The organism is Streptomyces cellostaticus (genome assembly GCF_001513965.1).
Classification (GTDB): Bacteria; Actinomycetota; Actinomycetes; order Streptomycetales; family Streptomycetaceae; genus Streptomyces; species Streptomyces cellostaticus.
The window spans coordinates 695504-712707 of sequence record NZ_KQ948015.1 but is presented as its reverse complement, the minus strand read 5'-3'; the positions used below and the strand labels follow the sequence as shown (position 1 = coordinate 712707).

General features: G+C 72.4%; 18 protein-coding genes. 10 read left to right on the top strand and 8 right to left on the bottom strand.

All coding sequences use genetic code 11. The features are described from left to right. Positions 1-7: 7 nt before the first annotated feature. Positions 8-1027, top strand: coding sequence for a TIGR03842 family LLM class F420-dependent oxidoreductase (locus AQI88_RS03095; RefSeq protein WP_066991249.1), 1020 nt, complete (start codon positions 8-10; stop codon positions 1025-1027). Positions 1028-1159: 132 nt separating this feature from the next. Continuing rightward, positions 1160-2698 (top strand): NCS1 family nucleobase:cation symporter-1, encoded by a 1539-nt coding sequence (locus AQI88_RS03090; protein WP_066991246.1) that lies wholly within the window; start codon positions 1160-1162, stop codon positions 2696-2698. On the opposite strand, the gene AQI88_RS48980 is transcribed toward AQI88_RS03090, so the two are convergent. After that, positions 2599-3051, bottom strand: a complete 453-nt coding sequence (locus AQI88_RS48980) for a DUF3515 family protein (protein ID WP_425264546.1) — start codon at positions 3049-3051, stop codon at positions 2599-2601. The genes AQI88_RS03090 and AQI88_RS48980 overlap by 100 nt on opposite strands. A gap of 177 nt (positions 3052-3228) precedes the next feature. Between AQI88_RS48980 and AQI88_RS03080 the strand changes: the two genes are divergently transcribed. Beyond that, positions 3229-3771, top strand: coding sequence for a TlpA family protein disulfide reductase (locus AQI88_RS03080; RefSeq protein WP_066991241.1), 543 nt, complete (start codon positions 3229-3231; stop codon positions 3769-3771). A gap of 7 nt (positions 3772-3778) precedes the next feature. Here the strand turns inward: AQI88_RS03080 and AQI88_RS03075 are convergent, their stop codons facing one another. From AQI88_RS03075 to AQI88_RS47400, 5 genes are all read right to left on the bottom strand, one after another. Continuing rightward, positions 3779-4444 carry a hypothetical protein gene (locus tag AQI88_RS03075; RefSeq protein ID WP_066991238.1) on the bottom strand — a complete coding sequence of 222 codons (666 nt, stop codon included), beginning with the start codon at positions 4442-4444 and terminating at the stop codon, positions 3779-3781. A gap of 246 nt (positions 4445-4690) precedes the next feature. Then, positions 4691-5080, bottom strand: a complete 390-nt coding sequence (locus AQI88_RS03070; protein WP_244184017.1) for a hypothetical protein — start codon at positions 5078-5080, stop codon at positions 4691-4693. 124 nt (positions 5081-5204) lie between these two features. Beyond that, positions 5205-6488, bottom strand: coding sequence for a WXG100 family type VII secretion target (locus AQI88_RS03065; RefSeq protein ID WP_066991232.1), 1284 nt, complete (start codon positions 6486-6488; stop codon positions 5205-5207). After that, entirely contained in the window at positions 6488-6787 is a 300-nt protein-coding gene (locus tag AQI88_RS03060; protein ID WP_244184016.1) for a DUF6317 family protein, read from the bottom strand. Before AQI88_RS03060 ends, AQI88_RS03065 begins: the two co-directional genes overlap by 1 nt. After that, positions 6784-7284, bottom strand: a complete 501-nt coding sequence (locus AQI88_RS47400; RefSeq protein WP_244184015.1) for an SAV_915 family protein — start codon at positions 7282-7284, stop codon at positions 6784-6786. Before AQI88_RS47400 ends, AQI88_RS03060 begins: the two co-directional genes overlap by 4 nt. Before the next feature lie 482 nt (positions 7285-7766). Between AQI88_RS47400 and AQI88_RS03050 the strand changes: the two genes are divergently transcribed. The 4 genes from AQI88_RS03050 to AQI88_RS03035 all read left to right on the top strand — a co-directional run bounded on the left by AQI88_RS03050 (position 7767) and on the right by AQI88_RS03035 (position 12621). Continuing rightward, positions 7767-9584, top strand: a complete 1818-nt coding sequence (locus AQI88_RS03050) for a gamma-glutamyltransferase family protein (RefSeq protein ID WP_066991229.1) — start codon at positions 7767-7769, stop codon at positions 9582-9584. Between the two features lie 188 nt (positions 9585-9772). Beyond that, complete coding sequence (locus AQI88_RS03045) at positions 9773-10618, top strand: inositol monophosphatase family protein (protein ID WP_066991657.1); 846 nt, start codon at positions 9773-9775, stop codon at positions 10616-10618. Between the two features lie 87 nt (positions 10619-10705). Beyond that, positions 10706-12115, top strand: coding sequence for a phytoene desaturase family protein (locus AQI88_RS03040; RefSeq protein ID WP_066991226.1), 1410 nt, complete (start codon positions 10706-10708; stop codon positions 12113-12115). Next, on the top strand, positions 12112-12621 hold the full coding sequence (locus AQI88_RS03035) for an O-acetyl-ADP-ribose deacetylase (RefSeq protein WP_066991223.1): 510 nt from the start codon (positions 12112-12114) through the stop codon (positions 12619-12621). The genes AQI88_RS03040 and AQI88_RS03035 overlap by 4 nt, the downstream gene beginning before the upstream one ends. Before the next feature lie 91 nt (positions 12622-12712). Here AQI88_RS03035 and AQI88_RS03030 read toward each other — a convergent pair whose 3' ends face one another. Further along, the gene (locus AQI88_RS03030) at positions 12713-13633 is read right to left on the bottom strand and encodes a hypothetical protein (RefSeq protein WP_066991220.1); all 921 of its coding nucleotides are present in this window, start codon (positions 13631-13633) and stop codon (positions 12713-12715) included. Between the two features lie 106 nt (positions 13634-13739). Beyond that, positions 13740-14183 (bottom strand): hypothetical protein, encoded by a 444-nt coding sequence (locus tag AQI88_RS03025; protein ID WP_066991217.1) that lies wholly within the window; start codon positions 14181-14183, stop codon positions 13740-13742. A 159-nt stretch (positions 14184-14342) separates the two neighbouring features. Here AQI88_RS03025 and AQI88_RS03020 point away from each other — a divergent pair, with 159 nt between their 5' ends. From AQI88_RS03020 to AQI88_RS03010, 3 genes are all read left to right on the top strand, one after another. Next, the gene (locus AQI88_RS03020; RefSeq protein WP_066991214.1) at positions 14343-14906 is read left to right on the top strand and encodes a Chromate resistance protein ChrB; all 564 of its coding nucleotides are present in this window, start codon (positions 14343-14345) and stop codon (positions 14904-14906) included. A 41-nt stretch (positions 14907-14947) separates the two neighbouring features. Then, a complete protein-coding gene (locus AQI88_RS03015; RefSeq protein WP_066991654.1) occupies positions 14948-16081 on the top strand; it encodes an MFS transporter in 1134 nt (377 codons plus the stop codon). 287 nt (positions 16082-16368) lie between these two features. Further along, positions 16369-17106, top strand: coding sequence for a flavodoxin family protein (locus tag AQI88_RS03010; protein ID WP_066991211.1), 738 nt, complete (start codon positions 16369-16371; stop codon positions 17104-17106). Positions 17107-17204 lie beyond the last annotated feature (98 nt).

The window sequence follows — 17204 nt, the reverse complement described above, 5'->3', positions numbered from 1 at the left end:
GGCGCCCATGGACTTCGGACTCGTCCTGCAGACCGATCCGCCGGCCTCCCGCGTCATCAGCCTGATGAAGCGCGCCGAGCGCAACGGCTTCACGTACGGCTGGACCTTCGACTCCGCCGTACTGTGGCAGGAGCCGTTCGTCATCTACAGCCAGATCCTCTCCAACACCACGAAGATGACGGTCGGCCCGATGGTCACCAACCCCGGCACCCGCACCTGGGAGGTCACCGCCTCCACCTTCGCCACCCTCAACGACATGTTCGGCAACCGCACCGTCTGCGGCATCGGCCGCGGCGACTCCGCGATGCGCGTCGCGGGCCGCAAACCGAACACCCTGGCCCGGATCAGCGAGGCCATGAAGGTCATCCGCGCCCTCGGCCGCGGGGACGAGGCCGACCTCGGCGGTACGGTCGTCAGGTTCCCGTGGATCAAGCCGGGCGCCGAACTCCCCGTGTGGATGGCCGCGTACGGCCCCAAGGCACTGAAGATGACCGGCGAGGAGGCCGACGGGTTCATCCTCCAGCTGTCGGACCTGTACCTCACCGAGTACATGGTCAAGGCCGTGAAGGACGCGGCCGTGGCCGCCGGGCGGGACCCGTCCGAGGTGAAGATCTGCGTGGCCGCCCCGGCCTACGTCACCGAGGACGACTCGCCCGAGGCACTCGCCCACGCGCGCGATCAGTGCCGTTGGTTCGGCGGCATGGTCGGCAACCACGTCGCCGACCTGGTCGCCAAGTACGGCGAGCACTCCTCCCAGGTCCCCGAGGAACTCACCGACTACATCAAGGCCCGCGAGGGTTACGACTACTCCCACCACGGCCGCAGTGACAACCCCGACACCGAGTTCGTGCCCGACGACATCGTGGACCGGTTCTGCATCATCGGGCCGGCCGACAAACACATCGAGAAGCTGCACGCGCTGCGCGAGCTGGGCGTCGACCAGTTCGCGGTGTACGACATGCACGACGCCCAGGAAGCCACCATCGACGCCTACGGCACGACGGTGATCCCGGCCGTCAACGCCTGACCGTCCCCGGCACGTTGATCTCCCTCTTCCCGCCGTCCCGGGAAGGGGGCCCAGGGCGCTCTCCGCGCACCCCCCATTGGAGCCACCGCACGGCCTCTCCCCGTCCCACCCCTCATTTTGATTGGCCTGCCCATGACCGACACCGCTCCCGCCGCCATACCGCCGACCGCTCAAGTCACCCTCGCCGACGGCCGGGTGGAGATCGCCCCTGGTTCGCCGCAGCCCAGCGGCCCCTACGCCAACGAGGACCTGCTCCCGGTCCCCGCGGCGAAGCGCACCTGGACGACGTACAACTTCTCCGCGCTGTGGGTCGGCATGGCCCACAACACGGCCTCCTGGACCCTCGCGTCCGGGCTGATCGCGGTGGGCATGGACTGGAAGCAGGCCGTCTTCACCATCGCCCTCGCCAACCTGATCGTGCTGGTGCCGATGCTGCTCACCGGGCACGCGGGACCCAAGTACGGCATCCCCTTCCCGGTCTTCGCCCGCGCCTCCTTCGGAGTGCGCGGCGCCAACCTCCCCGCCGTCGTCAGAGCGTTGGTGGCGTGCGGTTGGTTCGGCATCCAGACCTGGATCGGCGGCGAGGCCATCTTCTTCCTCGCCGGCAAGCTCATCGGTGACAGCTGGGCGAACGCCGCGCACATCGGCGGCTACGCCTGGACCATGTGGCTGTCGTTCGCGGTCTTCTGGGCCATCCAGGTCGCGATCATCTACCGGGGCATGGAGACCATCCGCCGCTTCGAGAACTGGGCGGCGCCCTTCGTCCTCGTCGGCGCCTTCGTGATGCTGTGGTGGATGCGCAGCAAGGCCGGCGGCTTCGGCCCGCTGTTCGACCAGCCCTCGAAGCTGGGCTGGGGCGGCGACTTCTGGAAGCTGTTCTGGCCCTCACTGATGGGAATGATCGGCTTCTGGTCCACGCTGTCGTTGAACATCCCGGACTTCACCCGCTACGGCAAGAGCCAGAAGGCGCAGACCTGGGGCCAGGCCCTCGGGCTGCCGACCACGATGACCCTGTTCGCGTTCCTCTCCGTGCTCGTCACCTCCGGTTCGCAGGCGGTCTACGGCAAGCCGGTCTGGGACCCGGTCCAGCTCGCCGCCAAGACGGACAACGTGGTCGGCCTGCTCTACGCCCTGGTCACCGTGCTGGTCGCGACCCTGTCCGTGAACATCGCGGCCAACCTGGTCTCCCCGGCCTTCGACTTCTCCAACCTCGCGCCGCGCAGGATCAGTTTCCGCACCGGCGCCCTGATCACCTCGGTCCTCGCCGTGCTGATCTTCCCCTGGAAGCTGTACTCCGACCCGCAGGGGTACATCTTCACCTGGCTCGGCCTGGTCGGCGGACTGCTCGGCACGGTCGCGGGCATCCTCGTCGCCGACTACTGGATCCTGCGCCGCACCCGCCTCGCCCTCGCCGACCTGTACCGCACGGGCGGCCGCTACTGGTACGCCGGCGGCTGGAACTGGCGGGCGGTCGTCGCCTTCGTGGCCGGCGGTGTCCTGGCGGTCGGCGGCGCGGACTTCCATCCGCTGATCGACGGCCGCCCCGTCCCCGCCCTCAAGCCTCTCGCCGACTACGGCTGGGCGGTGGGCCTCGGCACCTCGCTGGTGCTGTACCTGGCGCTGACCCTGCTGACCGGCCGGAAGGACGAGGAGGAGGTGCAGGCCGCCTGAGCGCGGGCCGCCCCGGCGGCCCTCGCTGCATACAGTGCGACCGCTGCGCGAGGGGGGCGACCCGCCTGCCGGGAGCGGGCCTGTTCCAGCAGCCGGTCCACGCCGTTCACGCTCACGCACGGGTCGGCCGACGGGCCGGGCGAGGTCACGCCGCACCGGGCCGTGACGGCGCCCGATCCCCACGCCTGGGCGCCGGTCACGCCCACCTGTTCGCGCCCGTGGCCGTCGAGCCGCCCGGGCCGGCGCCCGGCCAGGCCCGCACACGCGGGTCCGGGCGCCCGCCCGGCGGCCTGCAGCCCGTACCGCGGGCCGCTGTCGTGCCCGGCCCACCACGCCCAGCCGGACGCCGCCACCACGCCCAGCCGGACGCCGCCACCACGACCGCCGGCGCTCCGGCCCCGACCGCGTACCGCACCCGCACTACAGCCCCCGCATCTGGTGGCTCCGGCGCCCGCCGCTGGTCATCCCCGCCGGAACCTACAGCACCCCAAGATCTCTCCCCCGCCCGGCTGTTGCGATACTCGTGCCTTGTGAAGACGCGACCGTTGCTGTGGACCGCGGCCTGCCTGCTGCTGGCCTCCTGCCATGCGGGGATGGCCACCGCCGGCCCCGCCGAGGAGAAGAGCGGGCCCGTTCCCGCCGAAGACCGCAGGGCCGCGCCCGACTTCACCGGAGACAGCCTGGACGGCAAGCCCCTGCGGCTGTCCGACTACCGCGGCAAGGTCGTCGTACTCAACGCCTGGGCCTCCTATTGCGGGCCCTGCCGGGCCGAGGCGCCCGAACTCAACGCGGCCCAGAAGCACCTCGCGGCCAAGGGTGTCCAGGTCCTCGGGCTCAACACCGACACGGACACCGCGAGCGGCCGTTCCTTCCAGCAGGACCACCGGCTCGCCTACCCCAGCTTCAGCGACCCCTCCGGCCGCCGGATGCTGAAGTTCCCCAGGGGCTCGGTGCCGCGGGGCGTGCCCTTCACGGTCGTCATCGACACCCGGGGCAGGATGGCGGCCGTCCGCTCCGGCACGATCACGGAGAAGGAACTGCGCGACCTGGCCGTGCCGCTGGCCAGCTCCTGACGGGGCGTCAGCCGGATGCGCTGCCCTGCAAGGCGGCGACAGCGGCCTTGGCGGCCTGGATGGCCCCCTTGTTGATCTCGTCCGTGTCCGGGGCCTTCTTCGTGTCGAAGTCGCTGCCGTTGTAGGTGACGATCACCAGGGCGTTGGAGACCTGGGCCATCACCACGCCCTCGCGGGTCTGCTGCTTGTCCTCGGTGGTGAGGTTCACGACGGAGTAGCCGGTGTCCCCGAGCCCCGGAACGGCCCCGCCGCCGCTCTTCTCGGTGACGCGCTGCTCGTACTCCTTCTTCGCCTCCTGGTCCGAGCCGGTGATCTCGAAGGAGACGTCGAGCCAGCGGTAGGCGTAGCCCTTGAGGGCGTTCCAGGAGCAGGTGCGGCGCAGCTTGGTGTCCGTCGAGGGGATCTCCTTGCCCGCCGCCTTGGCCCCGGGTACCAGGGACTTGAGCGTCGCCACGGGCACGCTGGTGCAGGGGGCGGGCGCGGCGGCGTACGTCTTCGAGACCTGGGTGGAGGACGGCGCCGAGGCCGGCCCGGTGGGCGTCTCCCGGGCCGTGCGATGGCCGTCGGCGGACGGTGCGGCCGGGCCCGACGACAGCGCCCAGCCGGCACAGGCCAGCACGGCGACCGGCGTCAGACGCGCGGTGAGGGCGAGCGGCAGAGGAAGAGAACGCACGGCGCACTTCTCGTGGGGGAGGGGTGGGGTGTGGAAGGGGTCCGCATGGTGGACGGGGACGACAGTGTCACACGACTGCGTGTGGGGCGGAAGTGCCAACTCGGTGCGTGCTCGAACGGTCACGACAGCGTGTTCACGACGTACTGATCTGTCTGTTATGTACCTCGAGCCGGCGGCGGGCGCCGACTTCGCCGGTGGTGCCGAGGCCCGGGAGGGACGGGATGCAGACGGGTGTTGCGGTCGGTGTCATGTTCCGGTGGCGTGCTCCTCGAGCCAGCGGCGGGCGCCGACTTCGCTGGGGTATTCGCGGACGGTGAGCCAGGCGGCCAACCAGCCGACGATCCATGCGGCGAACGCCGGCATGACAGGAGCGGCGAGCAGCACGAGCCCGCGACCCATGGCGATCCGCCCCGGGACGCGCCTGTTGTGGTCGCGTTTGGCCTGGAGGGTCTGGCTGGGAGTGGGGGGATTCAGAAGCGCCACGCGGTGGCCCCTGCGCTGCGCCACCCAACCCCACACCAAGGTCACGACGGATGCGGCCACCTGCACGCCGTCACACATGACACGCACGGTGGACGGCAGAAGGTCGCGGACCCCCGCGTACAGGCTCAGCGCGAAGAGGGAGAACATGGCCATGACGAGAACGATGAAGACCGTCGTACGGGCGCGGCACAGCCAGTAGAGTGCGCCGCGCCGATACCACGTCCGTCCCAGCTTCGGCAAGGCAGGGATGGGGACGGAGAATCCGGGGGCGGCGGCCTCAGAAGATGCTCGTGACGCCATGCCAGACATCCTTCACCAGTCGCTTTCCGTCGTCGACAGTCTCCGTGGCGACGTGCTTCGTCCCGGTCCACACGCCACCGACCACCCCGTGGTCGTGAATGTCCTCGCTCCAGTGCTCGTGGAAGGTGTGATCGAGGACGGACGTCGCGACGATCACCGTGCCGACACCGACCGCGGCGACGGCGGCGGCACCCTCGACGGGCAGGGCCGCCGTGATCGCCGCACCGGCGGCCAGGCCACCGAGGGCGACCCCGCCGTCGACGGCAACGGAGTGCTGCCAGGACCAGCCCTTGTCGTGGTCGTCCTTCGCCTCGATCAGACCGCAGGCGGCCGCTGCGGCGACGTCCAGGACCGGAAGCTCCTTGAGGACGTCCGGCAGCGCCTCCAGCCCCTTGCCCAGGCGCAGCGCGTCGGCGGCATCGGCCAGCTTGACGTTCAGGGCACGGTCGTACGGCAGTTTGGTGCTGCCGTTGTCGGCGCGCGCGATGTCCTCCTCCAGCGCGTCCACCTTGGTGACCGCGTCGCGGTAGGCGCTCTTGGCGGGCAGGTCGTCGGGCATCGTGCGGCCCTGCTGCTGGAACACCTTGCGCTCGGAGCTGAGCTGCTTCTTGGCGTCCTGGGCCTCGGCCTTGGCCGCGTCGATGTGCTTGCGGGCCTCGATACCGCCCGCCCGGGCGTCCTCGGCGTCATACGCGTACAGGCCGCGCAGCGCGTCGTACAGGGTGACCTTGTCCCCCTTGGACACCGAGTCGTCCTTCGACGTCACCTTGTCGTACAGCCCCTGCAACTGCTGCGCCGCCACCAGCCGCGCGTGCTGGGCGGTGTGCAGGATCTCGTTGCGTGCCTTGGCGTACTCGTTCATCGCGGAGATGGTCTTCTGGTCGTCCGCGCTCGGTGGATTCGCCGTCATGATGGGCTGCGGCGCGCCCTTGGGGTCCGTCGCCACGCCCTGGCGGGCCGCGATGTGCTCCGCGTTCTGCAGCGACGTCTCGCACGTGGACAGCGCGTTGGCCAGTGTCTCGAGGATCTCGCCCGCCGCGTGCACCAGTTCGGCGAAGCCGCCGGCGGCCAGCGCGTCCTCGCTCCACTTCGCGCGGAAGGTCTCGGCCGCGTCGCCCTTCCAGCTCGCGTCGCCGACCAGTTTGTCGACGGCGCCGCTGAGCGGCTTGACCACGCCGTCGAGCTTGTCCTTGGCGTTCTTGTACGTCTCGGCCATCGTGCGCAGTCCGCCGATGTCGCCGCCGACCCAGCTGTCACCCATCAGCTCTCACCCGCCATCAGATCCTCGAAGACACCGTGGACGTCCACGTCGTGCCGGTGGAAGGAGTCCCGCGCGTACGCGACCTTGTCCCCGTGGTCGTCCATCCGGTCGGCCATGCCGATGTGCAGGGAGATGATGAGGTCGGCGACCTCCTTGACGGCCGAATCCAGCCCCGCGTCGCCGCCGCTGACGACGGGCGGTGCCACGTCGGGGTGCAGCTTGCGGTAGTCGCCGGCCTCGTCGTGGAAGGTCTTCGCCATGGTGGCGAGGTCGTCGTAGACCGCCTTGAAGTCGCTCACCGGCGTACCTCCTGCGCGTAGGCGGCCAGGTCCGCCGGCCGCCAGTTGGGTTCTCCGGGCGCAACTCGTGGGTCGAGCAGCACGGTGACGTCCTGCTCGGCCACGCCCTCCGCCAGCGGACCGATCGAGGTGGCGACCCACGGCTGTGCCTCGCCGAGCGCCTCCACCAGCTTCTCCGGCGTCGTGAACGCGAAGGCCACAGTGCCGCGCGCGGGATGCTCGAACAGCTCGAAGACGACGAAGGGCACGCGCGCGGGGCGGCCGTCCGACCCCGTCGTCGCGACGGACCTCGGATGTGCCGGTACGAACACCGGCGTGTGGTACGCGGGTACGCCGGGCTTGGGACGGGGCCGGTCGTCCGTGGCCGCGCCCGGAGGCGGAGCCGCCTCCACGAGGTCCAGCAGCTGCGAACGACGCGGTCCCTGTTCCGGGACCTCTCGTCCTGGTGGATCCTGCTCGACGAAATCGAGCAGGCGTGAACGTATCGGCGCCCCCACCGCCGTCACCTCTTCCCCGTGGTTGCTGTGGCTGATCGGGCTCGCCCACGGTAGCCACCGGTCAACGGGGCAAATCCGGCTATGTCGGGGTGGCGGTCCGGGCGTACACGGAACTCATACGTCCCTTTGGCTCACGGCAGGGCAGCCCTTGACCTGTTGCTGAACCGGTGCCTTCCGGACGGTCGGCGGCTACGGCACCCGGGCCGTCCACTCGGGGGACATGAACTCGGTGCGGGCCGGCTCCCCGGCGCGCGCCCGCTCCCCGTCGGTGACCTTGCCGTCCACGAGGCCGTACCGCCCCCCGGAACGACTCGATCATCCCCTCGACGACCGCCTCACGCGCCGGCCCCGTCTGCCGGCGCGGCGCCCGCCACGCGCGCGTGGCGCACGAGATCAACGCCGCAGGTGACCATGGTGTTCCCGGTCGGCGATCACGTCCGTACGATCACCCGGGAGACGTACCCGAGCCGAGGAGCGCGCCCGTGTTCACGACCCGGCCCACCCTCCAGGGCACCTTCGGGATGGTGTCCTCCACCCACTGGCTGGCCTCCCAGTCGGCGATGGCGGTCCTGGAGGACGGCGGCAACGCCTTCGACGCGGCCGTGGCGGGCGCGTTCGTGCTGCACGTGGTGGAGCCGCACCTGAACGGGCCGGCCGGCGAGGTGCCGGTCCTGCTCGCCCCGGCCGACGGCGAGGTACGCGTGCTGTGCGGGCAGGGCGTGGCCCCGGCGGGCGCCACGGTCGCGCACTACAGGGGACTCGGTCTGGATCTCGTACCCGGTACGGGACCGCTCGCGGCCGCCGTGCCCGGCGCCTTCGACGCCTGGCTGCTGCTCCTGCGCGACCACGGCACCAAGTCCCTCGACGACGTCCTGAAGTACGCCATCGGGTACGCCGAGCACGGGCACGCGCCCGTGGAGAACGTCGGCGCGACCGTGGAGAGCGTCCGGCAGCTGTTCGAGACCGAGTGGACCTCCTCGGCGCAGGTGTACCTGCCGGGCGGCAGGGCGCCCCGGCCCGGCGAGCTGCTGCGCAATCCCGCCCTCGCCGCCACCTGGAAGCGGCTGCTCGCCGGGACCGCCCGGGCCGGCGGCCGGGAGGCCCGGATCGACGCCGCGCGCGAGGTGTGGCGCTCCGGCTTCATCGCCGAGGCCCTGGTACGGCAGTCCCGGCGACCCACCCGGGACACCAGCGGCGAACGGCACACCGGCACCCTCACCGAGGCCGACCTGGCCGGCTGGTCGGCCGCCTACGAGGCGCCCGCGACGTACGACTGGAACGGCTGGACCGTGTGCAAGGCGGGCCCCTGGAGCCAGGGCCCCGCCTTCCTCCAGCAGCTCGCCCTGCTCCCGCCCGAGCTGCCCGCCCACGGCTCGGCCGACTACGTCCACCTGCTCATCGAGGGCTGCAAGCTCGCCATGGCCGACCGCGAGGCCTGGTACGGGGACGCCGCCGACGTGCCGCTCCCCGAGCTGCTGTCGGACGGCTACAACGCCGCCCGCCGGGCCCTCGTCGGCGCCAACGCCTCCTACGAGCTGCGCCCCGGCAGCCCCGGCGGAACCACCCCGCGCCTTCCCGTTCCCGCGCACGCGCGCGTGCAGACCGGCGACGACCCGGGCTTCGATCCGCTGGGCGCGGGCGAGCCGACCGTCGCGCAGCTGCCCGGCGAGCCCCGCGTGGCCGCCGACGGCGGCACCCGCGGCGACACCTGCCACCTGGATGTCGTCGACCGCTGGGGCAACATGATCGCGGCCACGCCCAGCGGCGGCTGGCTCCAGTCCAACCCGGTCGTACCCGAGCTGGGCTTCCCGCTCGGCACCCGGCTGCAGATGACCTGGCTCGAGGAGGGACTGCCGAACTCCCTCACCCCGGGCCGCCGCCCCCGCACCACCCTCACCCCGTCCCTCGCGCTGCGCGACGGCGTCCCGGTGCTGGCGTTCGGCACGCCCGGCGGCGACCAGCAGGACCAGTGGCAGCTGCACTTCTTCCTCGCCGCCACCCTCCGCGCCCCGGTCCGCGGCGGCCTCGACCTGCAGGGCGCCATCGACGCCCCGAACTGGCACAACGACGGCTTCCCCAGCTCCTTCTACCCGCGCGGGCACCGCCCCGGCAGCGTGACCGTGGAGTCCCGCATGGACGCGGACGTGGTCGAGGAGCTGCGCCGGCGCGGCCACGACGTCACGCTCGGCCCGGCCTGGTCGGAGGGCCGCCTGTGCGCGGTGGCCCGCGACCCCGGGACGGGGATCCTGTCGGCCGCCGCGAATCCGCGCGGGATGCAGGGCTACGCGGTGGGCCGCTGACGGCGCGGCTGACGTGGGGCGCCCGGCGGCCCGGCCGACCCACCGGCCCGGGTGACCGGCGCCTCTCGGGCGGCCTCGGCAACCGCCCCTGCCCACCGAACTCGCCCGCACCCGCTTTTCATCCCGATTCCACCTCACATCCACCACCCGGGCGGGGATTGTCAGTGGCGCGTGTTCTCATGGAGGGCATGATCCAAGACACGGAAACCATCGACGAGTTTCTCACCCGCTGCTCGGCCGACGTGGAGGAAGCGGTCCGCAAGGCGGCCGCGGCCGAGATCCTGCCCCGCTTTTGCCGCCTCGCCGAGCACGAGGTGGACCAGAAGAGCGGACCGCACGACCTGGTGACCGACGCCGACCGCCTCGCCGAGCGCCGGCTCACCGAAGTCCTCGGGGCGCTGCTGCCGGGCTCGGTGGTCGTCGGCGAGGAGGCGGTGCACGCCAACCCGGCGACGTACGAGGCGATCCAGGGCGACGCGCCGGTCTGGATCATCGACCCGGTCGACGGCACACGCCAGTTCGTGCACGGCGACGACGGCTTCTGCACCCTGATCGCGCTCGCCCACCGGGGGACCGTCCTGGCCTCCTGGACCTACGCCCCCGCGCGCGACCAGCTCGCCACGGCCGTCCGCGGCCGGGGCGCCTTCCTCGACGGTGAGCGGCTGCTCGCGGGCTCGCCCGCACCCGGACGTGACCTGCGCGTCGCCACCTCCCACCCGGACTTCACCACCGACGAGCAGAAGCACGCGCTGCGCGCCCTGTGGACCGACGGTGTCGCCCCGCGCCCCTGCGGCTCGGCGGGCCTGGAGTATCTCGCCATAGCCCGGGGCGAGTTGGACGCGGTCGCGTTCTCCTGGGAGGCCGCCTGGGACCACGCGGCGGGCCTGCTCCTGGTCGAGGAGGCGGGTGGCGCCCACCTGACCCGCACCGGCGAGCCGTTCCGCGTGACCGGTGCCAACGCGCTGCCGTTCACCGCCGCCCGGGACGCCGCCACCGCTCGCCGGGTCGCCGAGCTGCTGCGCACGGCCGCCTGAGTCACCCGGCCCGGGGAGTGTCGGTCCTCCGGCATATCCTGATCCCGAGTGGCCATCGGCTGACGAAGGGGTCCGGAGGTGCCGTCGATGCTCGATGCGGTCGTGGTGGGTGCGGGACCGAACGGACTGACCGCTGCCGTGGAGCTGGCCCGCCGGGGCTTCTCCGTCGCCCTCTTCGAGGCGCAGCCCACCGTGGGCGGCGGCGCCCGCACCGAGGAGCTGACCCTGCCCGGCTTCCGGCACGACCCGTGCTCGGCCGCCCACCCCCTCGGCATCAACTCGCCCGCGTTCCGTGCCCTGCCGCTCGATCGCTACGGCCTTCAGTGGCTGCACGCCGACCTGCCCATGGCGCACCCCTTCCCGGACGGCACCGCGGCCGTACTGTCCCGGTCCGTCGCCGAGACGGCCGCCTCCTTCGGACCGCGCGACGCGGGTGCCTACCGCAGGCTGGTCGGACCGTTCCTGCCCCACTGGGACACGCTCGCCCGGGACTTCATGTCCCTGCCGCTGACCGCGCTGCCCCGCGACCCGGTCACCCTCGCCCGCTTCGGCCTGGCCGGACTGCCGCCCTCCACCTGGCTGATGCGCCGCTTCCACGACGAGCGGTTCAAGGCCCTCTTCTCCGGCCTTGTCGCCCACGTCATGGCCCCGCTGGGCGGCCTCGCCACCGGCGCCATCGGCCTGGTCTTCGCGCTGGCCGCGCACGCCCGCGGCTGGCCGGTGGCCCGCGGCGGCTCCCAGGCGATCTCCGACGCCCTCGCCGCCTACCTCACCGACCTCGGCGGCGCCGTCCACACGGACTACGAGGTCAAGCGCCTGGACGACCTGCCGCCCGCGCGCGCGTACGTCTTCGACACCTCGCCCGCCGCGCTCGCCCGCATCGCCGGCTTCGGCGGCTACTACGACAGCTACCGCTACGGCCCCAGCGTCTTCAAGATCGACTACGCGCTGGACGGCCCGGTGCCCTGGACCGCCCCCGAGGCCCGGGTCGCCGGCACCGTGCAGATCGGCGCGAGCAAGGCCGAGATCGAGACCGCCCTGCGCGCCGCGTCCCGTGAGGGCCGCGCCCCCGAAACGCCGTTCCTGATCACTGTGCAGCCCAGCGTGGCCGACCCCACCCGCGCCCCCGAGGGCAAGCACGTCTTCTGGGCGTACGGCCATGTCCCCAACGGCTGGCAGGGCGACCTCACGGACGCGATAGAACGCCAGCTGGAGCGTTTCGCGCCCGGCTTCCGCGACCGCGTCCTGGCCCGCGCGACCGCGGGCCCGGCCGAGATGGCCGCCCGCAACGCCAACTACGTCGGCGGCGACATCGCCTGCGGCGCGGCCTCCGGACTCCAGCTCCTGCTGCGCCCCAGGCTGTCCCTGTTCCCGTACCGGACCCCGCACCCTGCCGTCTTCATCTGCTCCTCGGCCACCCCGCCGGGACCCGGCGTGCACGGCATGTCGGGGCACAACGCGGCCAAGGCCGTATGGAGGAGACTGAGGCAGACATGACCACTATCTCCCTCGTCCAGGGCGACATCACCCGGCAGAGCGCCGACGCGATCGTCAACGCGGCCAACTCCTCCCTGCTCGGCGGCGGAGGCGTCGACGGCGCGATCCACCGCCGCGGCGGCCCCGCGATCCTCGAGGAGTGCCGCAAGCTGCGCGCCTCCCACTACGGCAAGGGCCTGCCCACGGGCCGGGCGATCGCCACCACGGCCGGCGATCTGGACGCCCGCTGGGTCATCCACACCGTCGGCCCCGTCTTTTCCACCACCGAGGACCGCTCCGACCTGCTCGCCTCCTGCTACCGCGAGTCACTCCGGGTGGCCGATGAGCTGGGTGCGCGGACGGTCGCGTTCCCGGCGATCTCCACCGGCGTGTACCGGTGGCCGATGGAGGATGCGGCTCGCATCGCCGTGGAGACGGTGCGCAGCGCGCGGACAGTGGTCGAAGAAGTGCGGTTCGTCCTCTTCGACGAGCGGGCGTACGAGGCGTTCGCCCGGCAAGTCGGCTGAGGGCGGCCAGGGTACGGAGGGCCGGCGCTTCCCGTAGGCCGTAGTCACCCGGCCCGCCGACGCGTGCGCCGACGGGCCGGGTGGGGTGGGATCAGCCGACGCGCAGCGTCAGGGCGGCGGTGTGGAGCTTGCCGCCGGTCTGGAACTGCAGGAAGAGCCGCCAGTTGCCCGAGGTGGGCAGTTCCGCGTGGAACGACAGCTCAGGTCCGCCGTGATCGCCGTTGACCTTGGTGGTGGGGTGGAGGTGGGCGAAGGCGGCGTCGCCTTCGTGGAAGGCGGTCAGGTGGGCGTAGGTGTCGAGGTAGGGCTGCAGATCGGTGACCGGCTTGCCGTCCTTGGTGATCCGTACGGTCAGCGGGTGCGCCATGCCGGCCATCGGCTCACCCTCCACCGTGACCGTGTACCCGTCGGCCTCGGTGCTGGCCGTCGCGGCGGGCAGCGGCGTCCTGGTGGCCTTGCCGGGGACGGTGACGGTCCGGCTGAGGACGAAGTCCTTGCCCTTGCCGCCGCCGCTGTCGGGCGTGAAGGAGGCGAACATGCGCCATGAGCCGGACGCGAGGGAGGACAGGCCGGCCGTCCAGGTGCCGTCGGACGCCATCGTGGGGTGAACGTGCTGGAAGCCGGTCAGGTCGGAGCGGATGGCGTAGAAGTGCATCCGCTTGGTCTGGTCGAGTGCGAATCCGGTGACCGGCTTGTCGTCCGGGCCGGTGATCGTGAACCCGTAGGCGGTCTGCTTGCCTGCCGCCAAGGTGCTGTCGGAGCTGGTCAGGCGGTAACCGTCCTTGGCGTCGGCCAGGCCGTTGCCGCCCGCAGCTCGGTGCATGCCGGGCATGTCGCCCATCGCGCCGGCGCCGGCCGACGCGGTCGCCGTGGGCGTGGTGCTGTGGTGCATGCCGGACATGCCGGAGTCGCCGTCGGAGCCGCAGGCGGCCAGGGTCAGGGCGAGGACGGCTGCGGTGCCGGTCGCCGCGAGGGCACGACGGCGGACGGTGAAACGGGTGAAAGCGAACATCGATCGGATGTCTTTCCGGGTGGCGCACCACACCGGGTGGCGCGCGGGGTGAGCAGGACGCTGCGGCCGGACAGCCCGGTGCAGGGCGGTTCCGGCGCGGTTCCTGTCACGTCCGCGCGATGCACACCTGGAGGAGAAGGTCACGTCCGCCCGGCGGCCCACGCCGCCGGGTCCCGCCGGCACTCCCGGCGTGGTGCACGGCCCAGGCCGCCAGCGCGGCGATGGCGAGGATGCCGATGAGCGGAGCCAGGGGCAGCGGGATCTGCTTCTGGGCCGGGGCGGCGACGCACAGCGCCCCGTGCGCGGCCATGCCGTCCATGGCCTGGACCTGGACGGCGTCGGGGCGGGGCTGCGCGGGCTCCGCCCCTGCCATGGCGTCGGCATGGCCGTCGTGCAGGGACGGCGCGGACGGGGCCGTGCTCATCTCGCCGTGGCAGCCGCCGGTGGCCGCGGTCGGCGAGCCGTGCATGAGGAACAGGCCGAGCAGGACCGCGCACAGAGTGAGCAGCCGGGAGATACCCGGGCCGTTCGCGCGGTCGACGCCCCTCATGGCCTGTCCTCCTTCCGGCGGCTCGGTTCGTTGTCTGCCGCATGACGATACCGGGTAGGGGTACCGGGGGCCGCAAGCACCCCGAAGTTGACGGGGCTCCCCAGTCGGCGCCGTCCAGCCCGCACATCAGTAAATGTAACGCCTGCTACATTGCCTGGCGTGGTGAACGGTGAATCGGCAGGCCGCTGGCTCGTCCTCGTGCTCAAAGTGCCCGCGGAGCCGTCCCGGCACCGGGTGGCCGTCTGGCGCGAGCTGCGCAGGATCGGTGCGCTCTCCCTCGGGCAGGGCGTGTGGGCCGTACCGGACGTGCCGGTCTTCGCCGATGGTGTCGGCCGGGCGGTCACGCTGACCGAAGGCGCCGGCGGGCAGGCCGTGACGCTCAGTGCGGCCGGGCGCAGCACCGAGGACGGCACCCGCTTCCAGGCGCTGTTCACCGCAGCCCGCTCCGAGGACTGGGCCGAATTCCTCGCCGATTGCGGGAAGTTCGAGCGGGAACTGGCGAAGGAGATCCGTATCGCCAGGTTCACCCTGGCCGAACTGGAGGAAGAGGAGCAGTCGTTGGAGCGCCTGCGCCGCCGGCATCGGGATCTGACGGCCCGCGATGTGTTCGGCGCTCCGGAGGCGGCCGAGGCCGGCCGGCGGCTGAAGGAGTGCGCAGCCGCCTGCGAGGACTACGCGGAGCGGGTGTTCGCCGCCCTGCACGAGACACCGGCGGGCGACTGATGAGCCGGACGCAGCCGCTGCCCTCGGCCCCGGCCCGCCAGATGTGGCCGCTGTACGCGGCCGGGTTCACCACGGCCTTCGGCGCGCACGGCATCGCCGCGAACCTGGGCGCTTTCTCCAAGGACGCGGTCACCTCGCTGATGGTGCTGGGCGGGCTGCTCGCGCTGTACGACGGCGCCGAGGTGTTCCTCAAGCCGGTGTTCGGCACCCTCGCCGACCGGATCGGAGCCCGCCCGGTGCTGCTCGGCGGGCTCATCGCCTTCGCCGCCGCCTCCGGGCTGTACGCGGTGGCGGACAGCCCGGGCTGGCTGTGGGCGGCCCGGCTGGGCCAGGGCGCGGCGGCCTCCGCCTTCTCGCCGTCCGCGTCCGCCCTGGTCGCCCGGCTCAATCCGGCCGCCGGACACGGCCGTGCGTTCGGCAGTTACGGCTTCTGCAAGTCCATCGGCTACACCCTCGGCCCGCTGCTCGGCGGCGTCCTGGCGTGGGCCGGTGGCCTGCGGCTGCTGTTCACGGTGCTCGCGGTGCTGGGCGCTGCGGTGGCCGTCTGGGCCGCGCTCGCCGTGCCCGTCGTAGCGCCGCTGCCCAAGGCCCGGCAGACCGTACTCGACCTGGCCCGCCGACTGGCCGACCCGGCCTTTCTCGCGCCGACGGCCGCGCTGGCCGCCGCCACCGCGGCGCTGTCGGTCGGGGTGGGCTTCCTGCCGGTCTCCGGCCGGGCGGCCGGGCTGGGCACCATCGCCACCGGGGCCGCCGTCTCGGTGCTCGCCGCCTGCGCCGCGGTGGTCCAGCCGAAGGCGGGGCGCGCGCTGGACGAGGGGCGGCTGACCACACGCGGCGGGATCGCGGCGGGCCTGCTGCTCGCCGCCGCCGGTCTGGCCTGCGCGATGCTCCCCGGCCTGACCGGCGTGCTCGCGGGGGCTGCCCTGACCGGCGCCGGAACCGGCCTGATCACCCCGCTCGGCTTCGCCGCCCTCGCCTCCTCGACCCCTCCGGAACGCCTCGGCCAGACCATGGGCGCCGCCGAACTCGGCCGCGAACTCGGCGATGCGGGCGGTCCGTTGCTCGTCGCCGGTGTCGCGACACTCGCCACCCTCACCTACGGCTACGCGGCCCTCGCCGTCCTGCTCGCCGCCGGTCCCCTCCTCGGACTCCTGCGACACCGCCGCCGCACGTGATGCCGAGGGCCGCGACGGCACCCGTGGAGCCCCCGGGGTCTACGGCGGGCCTGTCCGGCGGATCCTGCCGGAAGCGCGGGGCCAGGCACGCCCTCCCCACTGCCTTGAGGGCGCGGGGGCACCCCCATGGCCCCGCTCACCTGTGCTGATGAGGCACGTTGTCCGGAGTCGGCCTGATCCGCCGGACAGCCGCCAGCGGTGGCGCCCGCCACGGTCCGCCTCCACGCTGGAGCCGGTTGTGGACGTGCCGCCGCGCACCGCGCGGCGCCGGGCTCTGGGAGGACCGTGTGACCGCTTCGTCGCCCGCCACCGATGCACCGCCGGCCCGGTACGACGATCTGCGGGCCCTGGTGATCAACTGCACGCTCAAACGCTCGCCGAGGACGAGCAACACCCAGGGGCTGATCGACCGGAGCACCGCCGTCATGGACGCACAGGGCGTGCACGTCGACGTCGTCCGGGCCGTGGACCACGACATCGCCACCGGTGTGTGGCCCGACATGACGGAGCACGGCTGGGAGACGGACGCCTGGCCGGACCTGTACCAGCAGGTCATGGCGGCCGACATCCTCGTGCTGGCCGGCCCCATCTGGCTGGGCGACAACAGCTCCGTCATGAAGCAGGTGATCGAACGCCTCTACGCCTGCTCCAGCCTGCTCAACGACGCGGGACAGTACGCCTATTACGGCCGCGTCGGCGGCTGCCTGATCACCGGCAACGAGGACGGCGTCAAGCACTGCGCCATGAACGTGCTCTACAGCCTCCAGCACCTGGGCTACACCATCCCGCCCCAGGCGGACGCCGGATGGATCGGCGAGGCAGGCCCCGGCCCCTCGTACCTCGATCCCGGCTCGGGCGGCCCGGAGAACGAATTCACCAACCGCAACACCACCTTCATGACCTGGAACCTGCTGCATCTGGCCCGGGCGCTGAAGGATCTCGGCGGCATCCCCGCCTACGGCAACCAGCGCACCGTCTGGGACGCCGGCTGCCGCCGCGACTACGAGAACCCCGAGCACCGGTAGGACGGCGCACGGCGGCTCGCCCACGGCCGACCTCGCGCGGGGGAGCGGACATGCTCGTACGGTGAATGAAGGACGCCCTTCTCACCCGTACGGGCGTG

What these genes read in the sequence shown, in the direction of transcription:
- AQI88_RS03025 (WP_066991217.1), bottom strand. Translation starts at nt 14,183, where the DNA reads ATGAGGGGCGTCGACCGCGCGAACGGCCCGGGTATCTCCCGGCTGCTC.
- AQI88_RS03045 (WP_066991657.1), top strand. Translation starts at nt 9,773, where the DNA reads ATGATCCAAGACACGGAAACCATCGACGAGTTTCTCACCCGCTGCTCG.
- AQI88_RS03090 (WP_066991246.1), top strand. Translation starts at nt 1,160, where the DNA reads ATGACCGACACCGCTCCCGCCGCCATACCGCCGACCGCTCAAGTCACC.
- AQI88_RS03040 (WP_066991226.1), top strand. Translation starts at nt 10,706, where the DNA reads ATGCTCGATGCGGTCGTGGTGGGTGCGGGACCGAACGGACTGACCGCT.
- AQI88_RS03070 (WP_244184017.1), bottom strand. Translation starts at nt 5,080, where the DNA reads ATGGCCATGTTCTCCCTCTTCGCGCTGAGCCTGTACGCGGGGGTCCGC.
- AQI88_RS03065 (WP_066991232.1), bottom strand. Translation starts at nt 6,488, where the DNA reads ATGGGTGACAGCTGGGTCGGCGGCGACATCGGCGGACTGCGCACGATG.
- AQI88_RS03015 (WP_066991654.1), top strand. Translation starts at nt 14,948, where the DNA reads ATGTGGCCGCTGTACGCGGCCGGGTTCACCACGGCCTTCGGCGCGCAC.
- AQI88_RS03095 (WP_066991249.1), top strand. Translation starts at nt 8, where the DNA reads ATGGACTTCGGACTCGTCCTGCAGACCGATCCGCCGGCCTCCCGCGTC.
- AQI88_RS03030 (WP_066991220.1), bottom strand. Translation starts at nt 13,633, where the DNA reads ATGTTCGCTTTCACCCGTTTCACCGTCCGCCGTCGTGCCCTCGCGGCG.
- AQI88_RS03035 (WP_066991223.1), top strand. Translation starts at nt 12,112, where the DNA reads ATGACCACTATCTCCCTCGTCCAGGGCGACATCACCCGGCAGAGCGCC.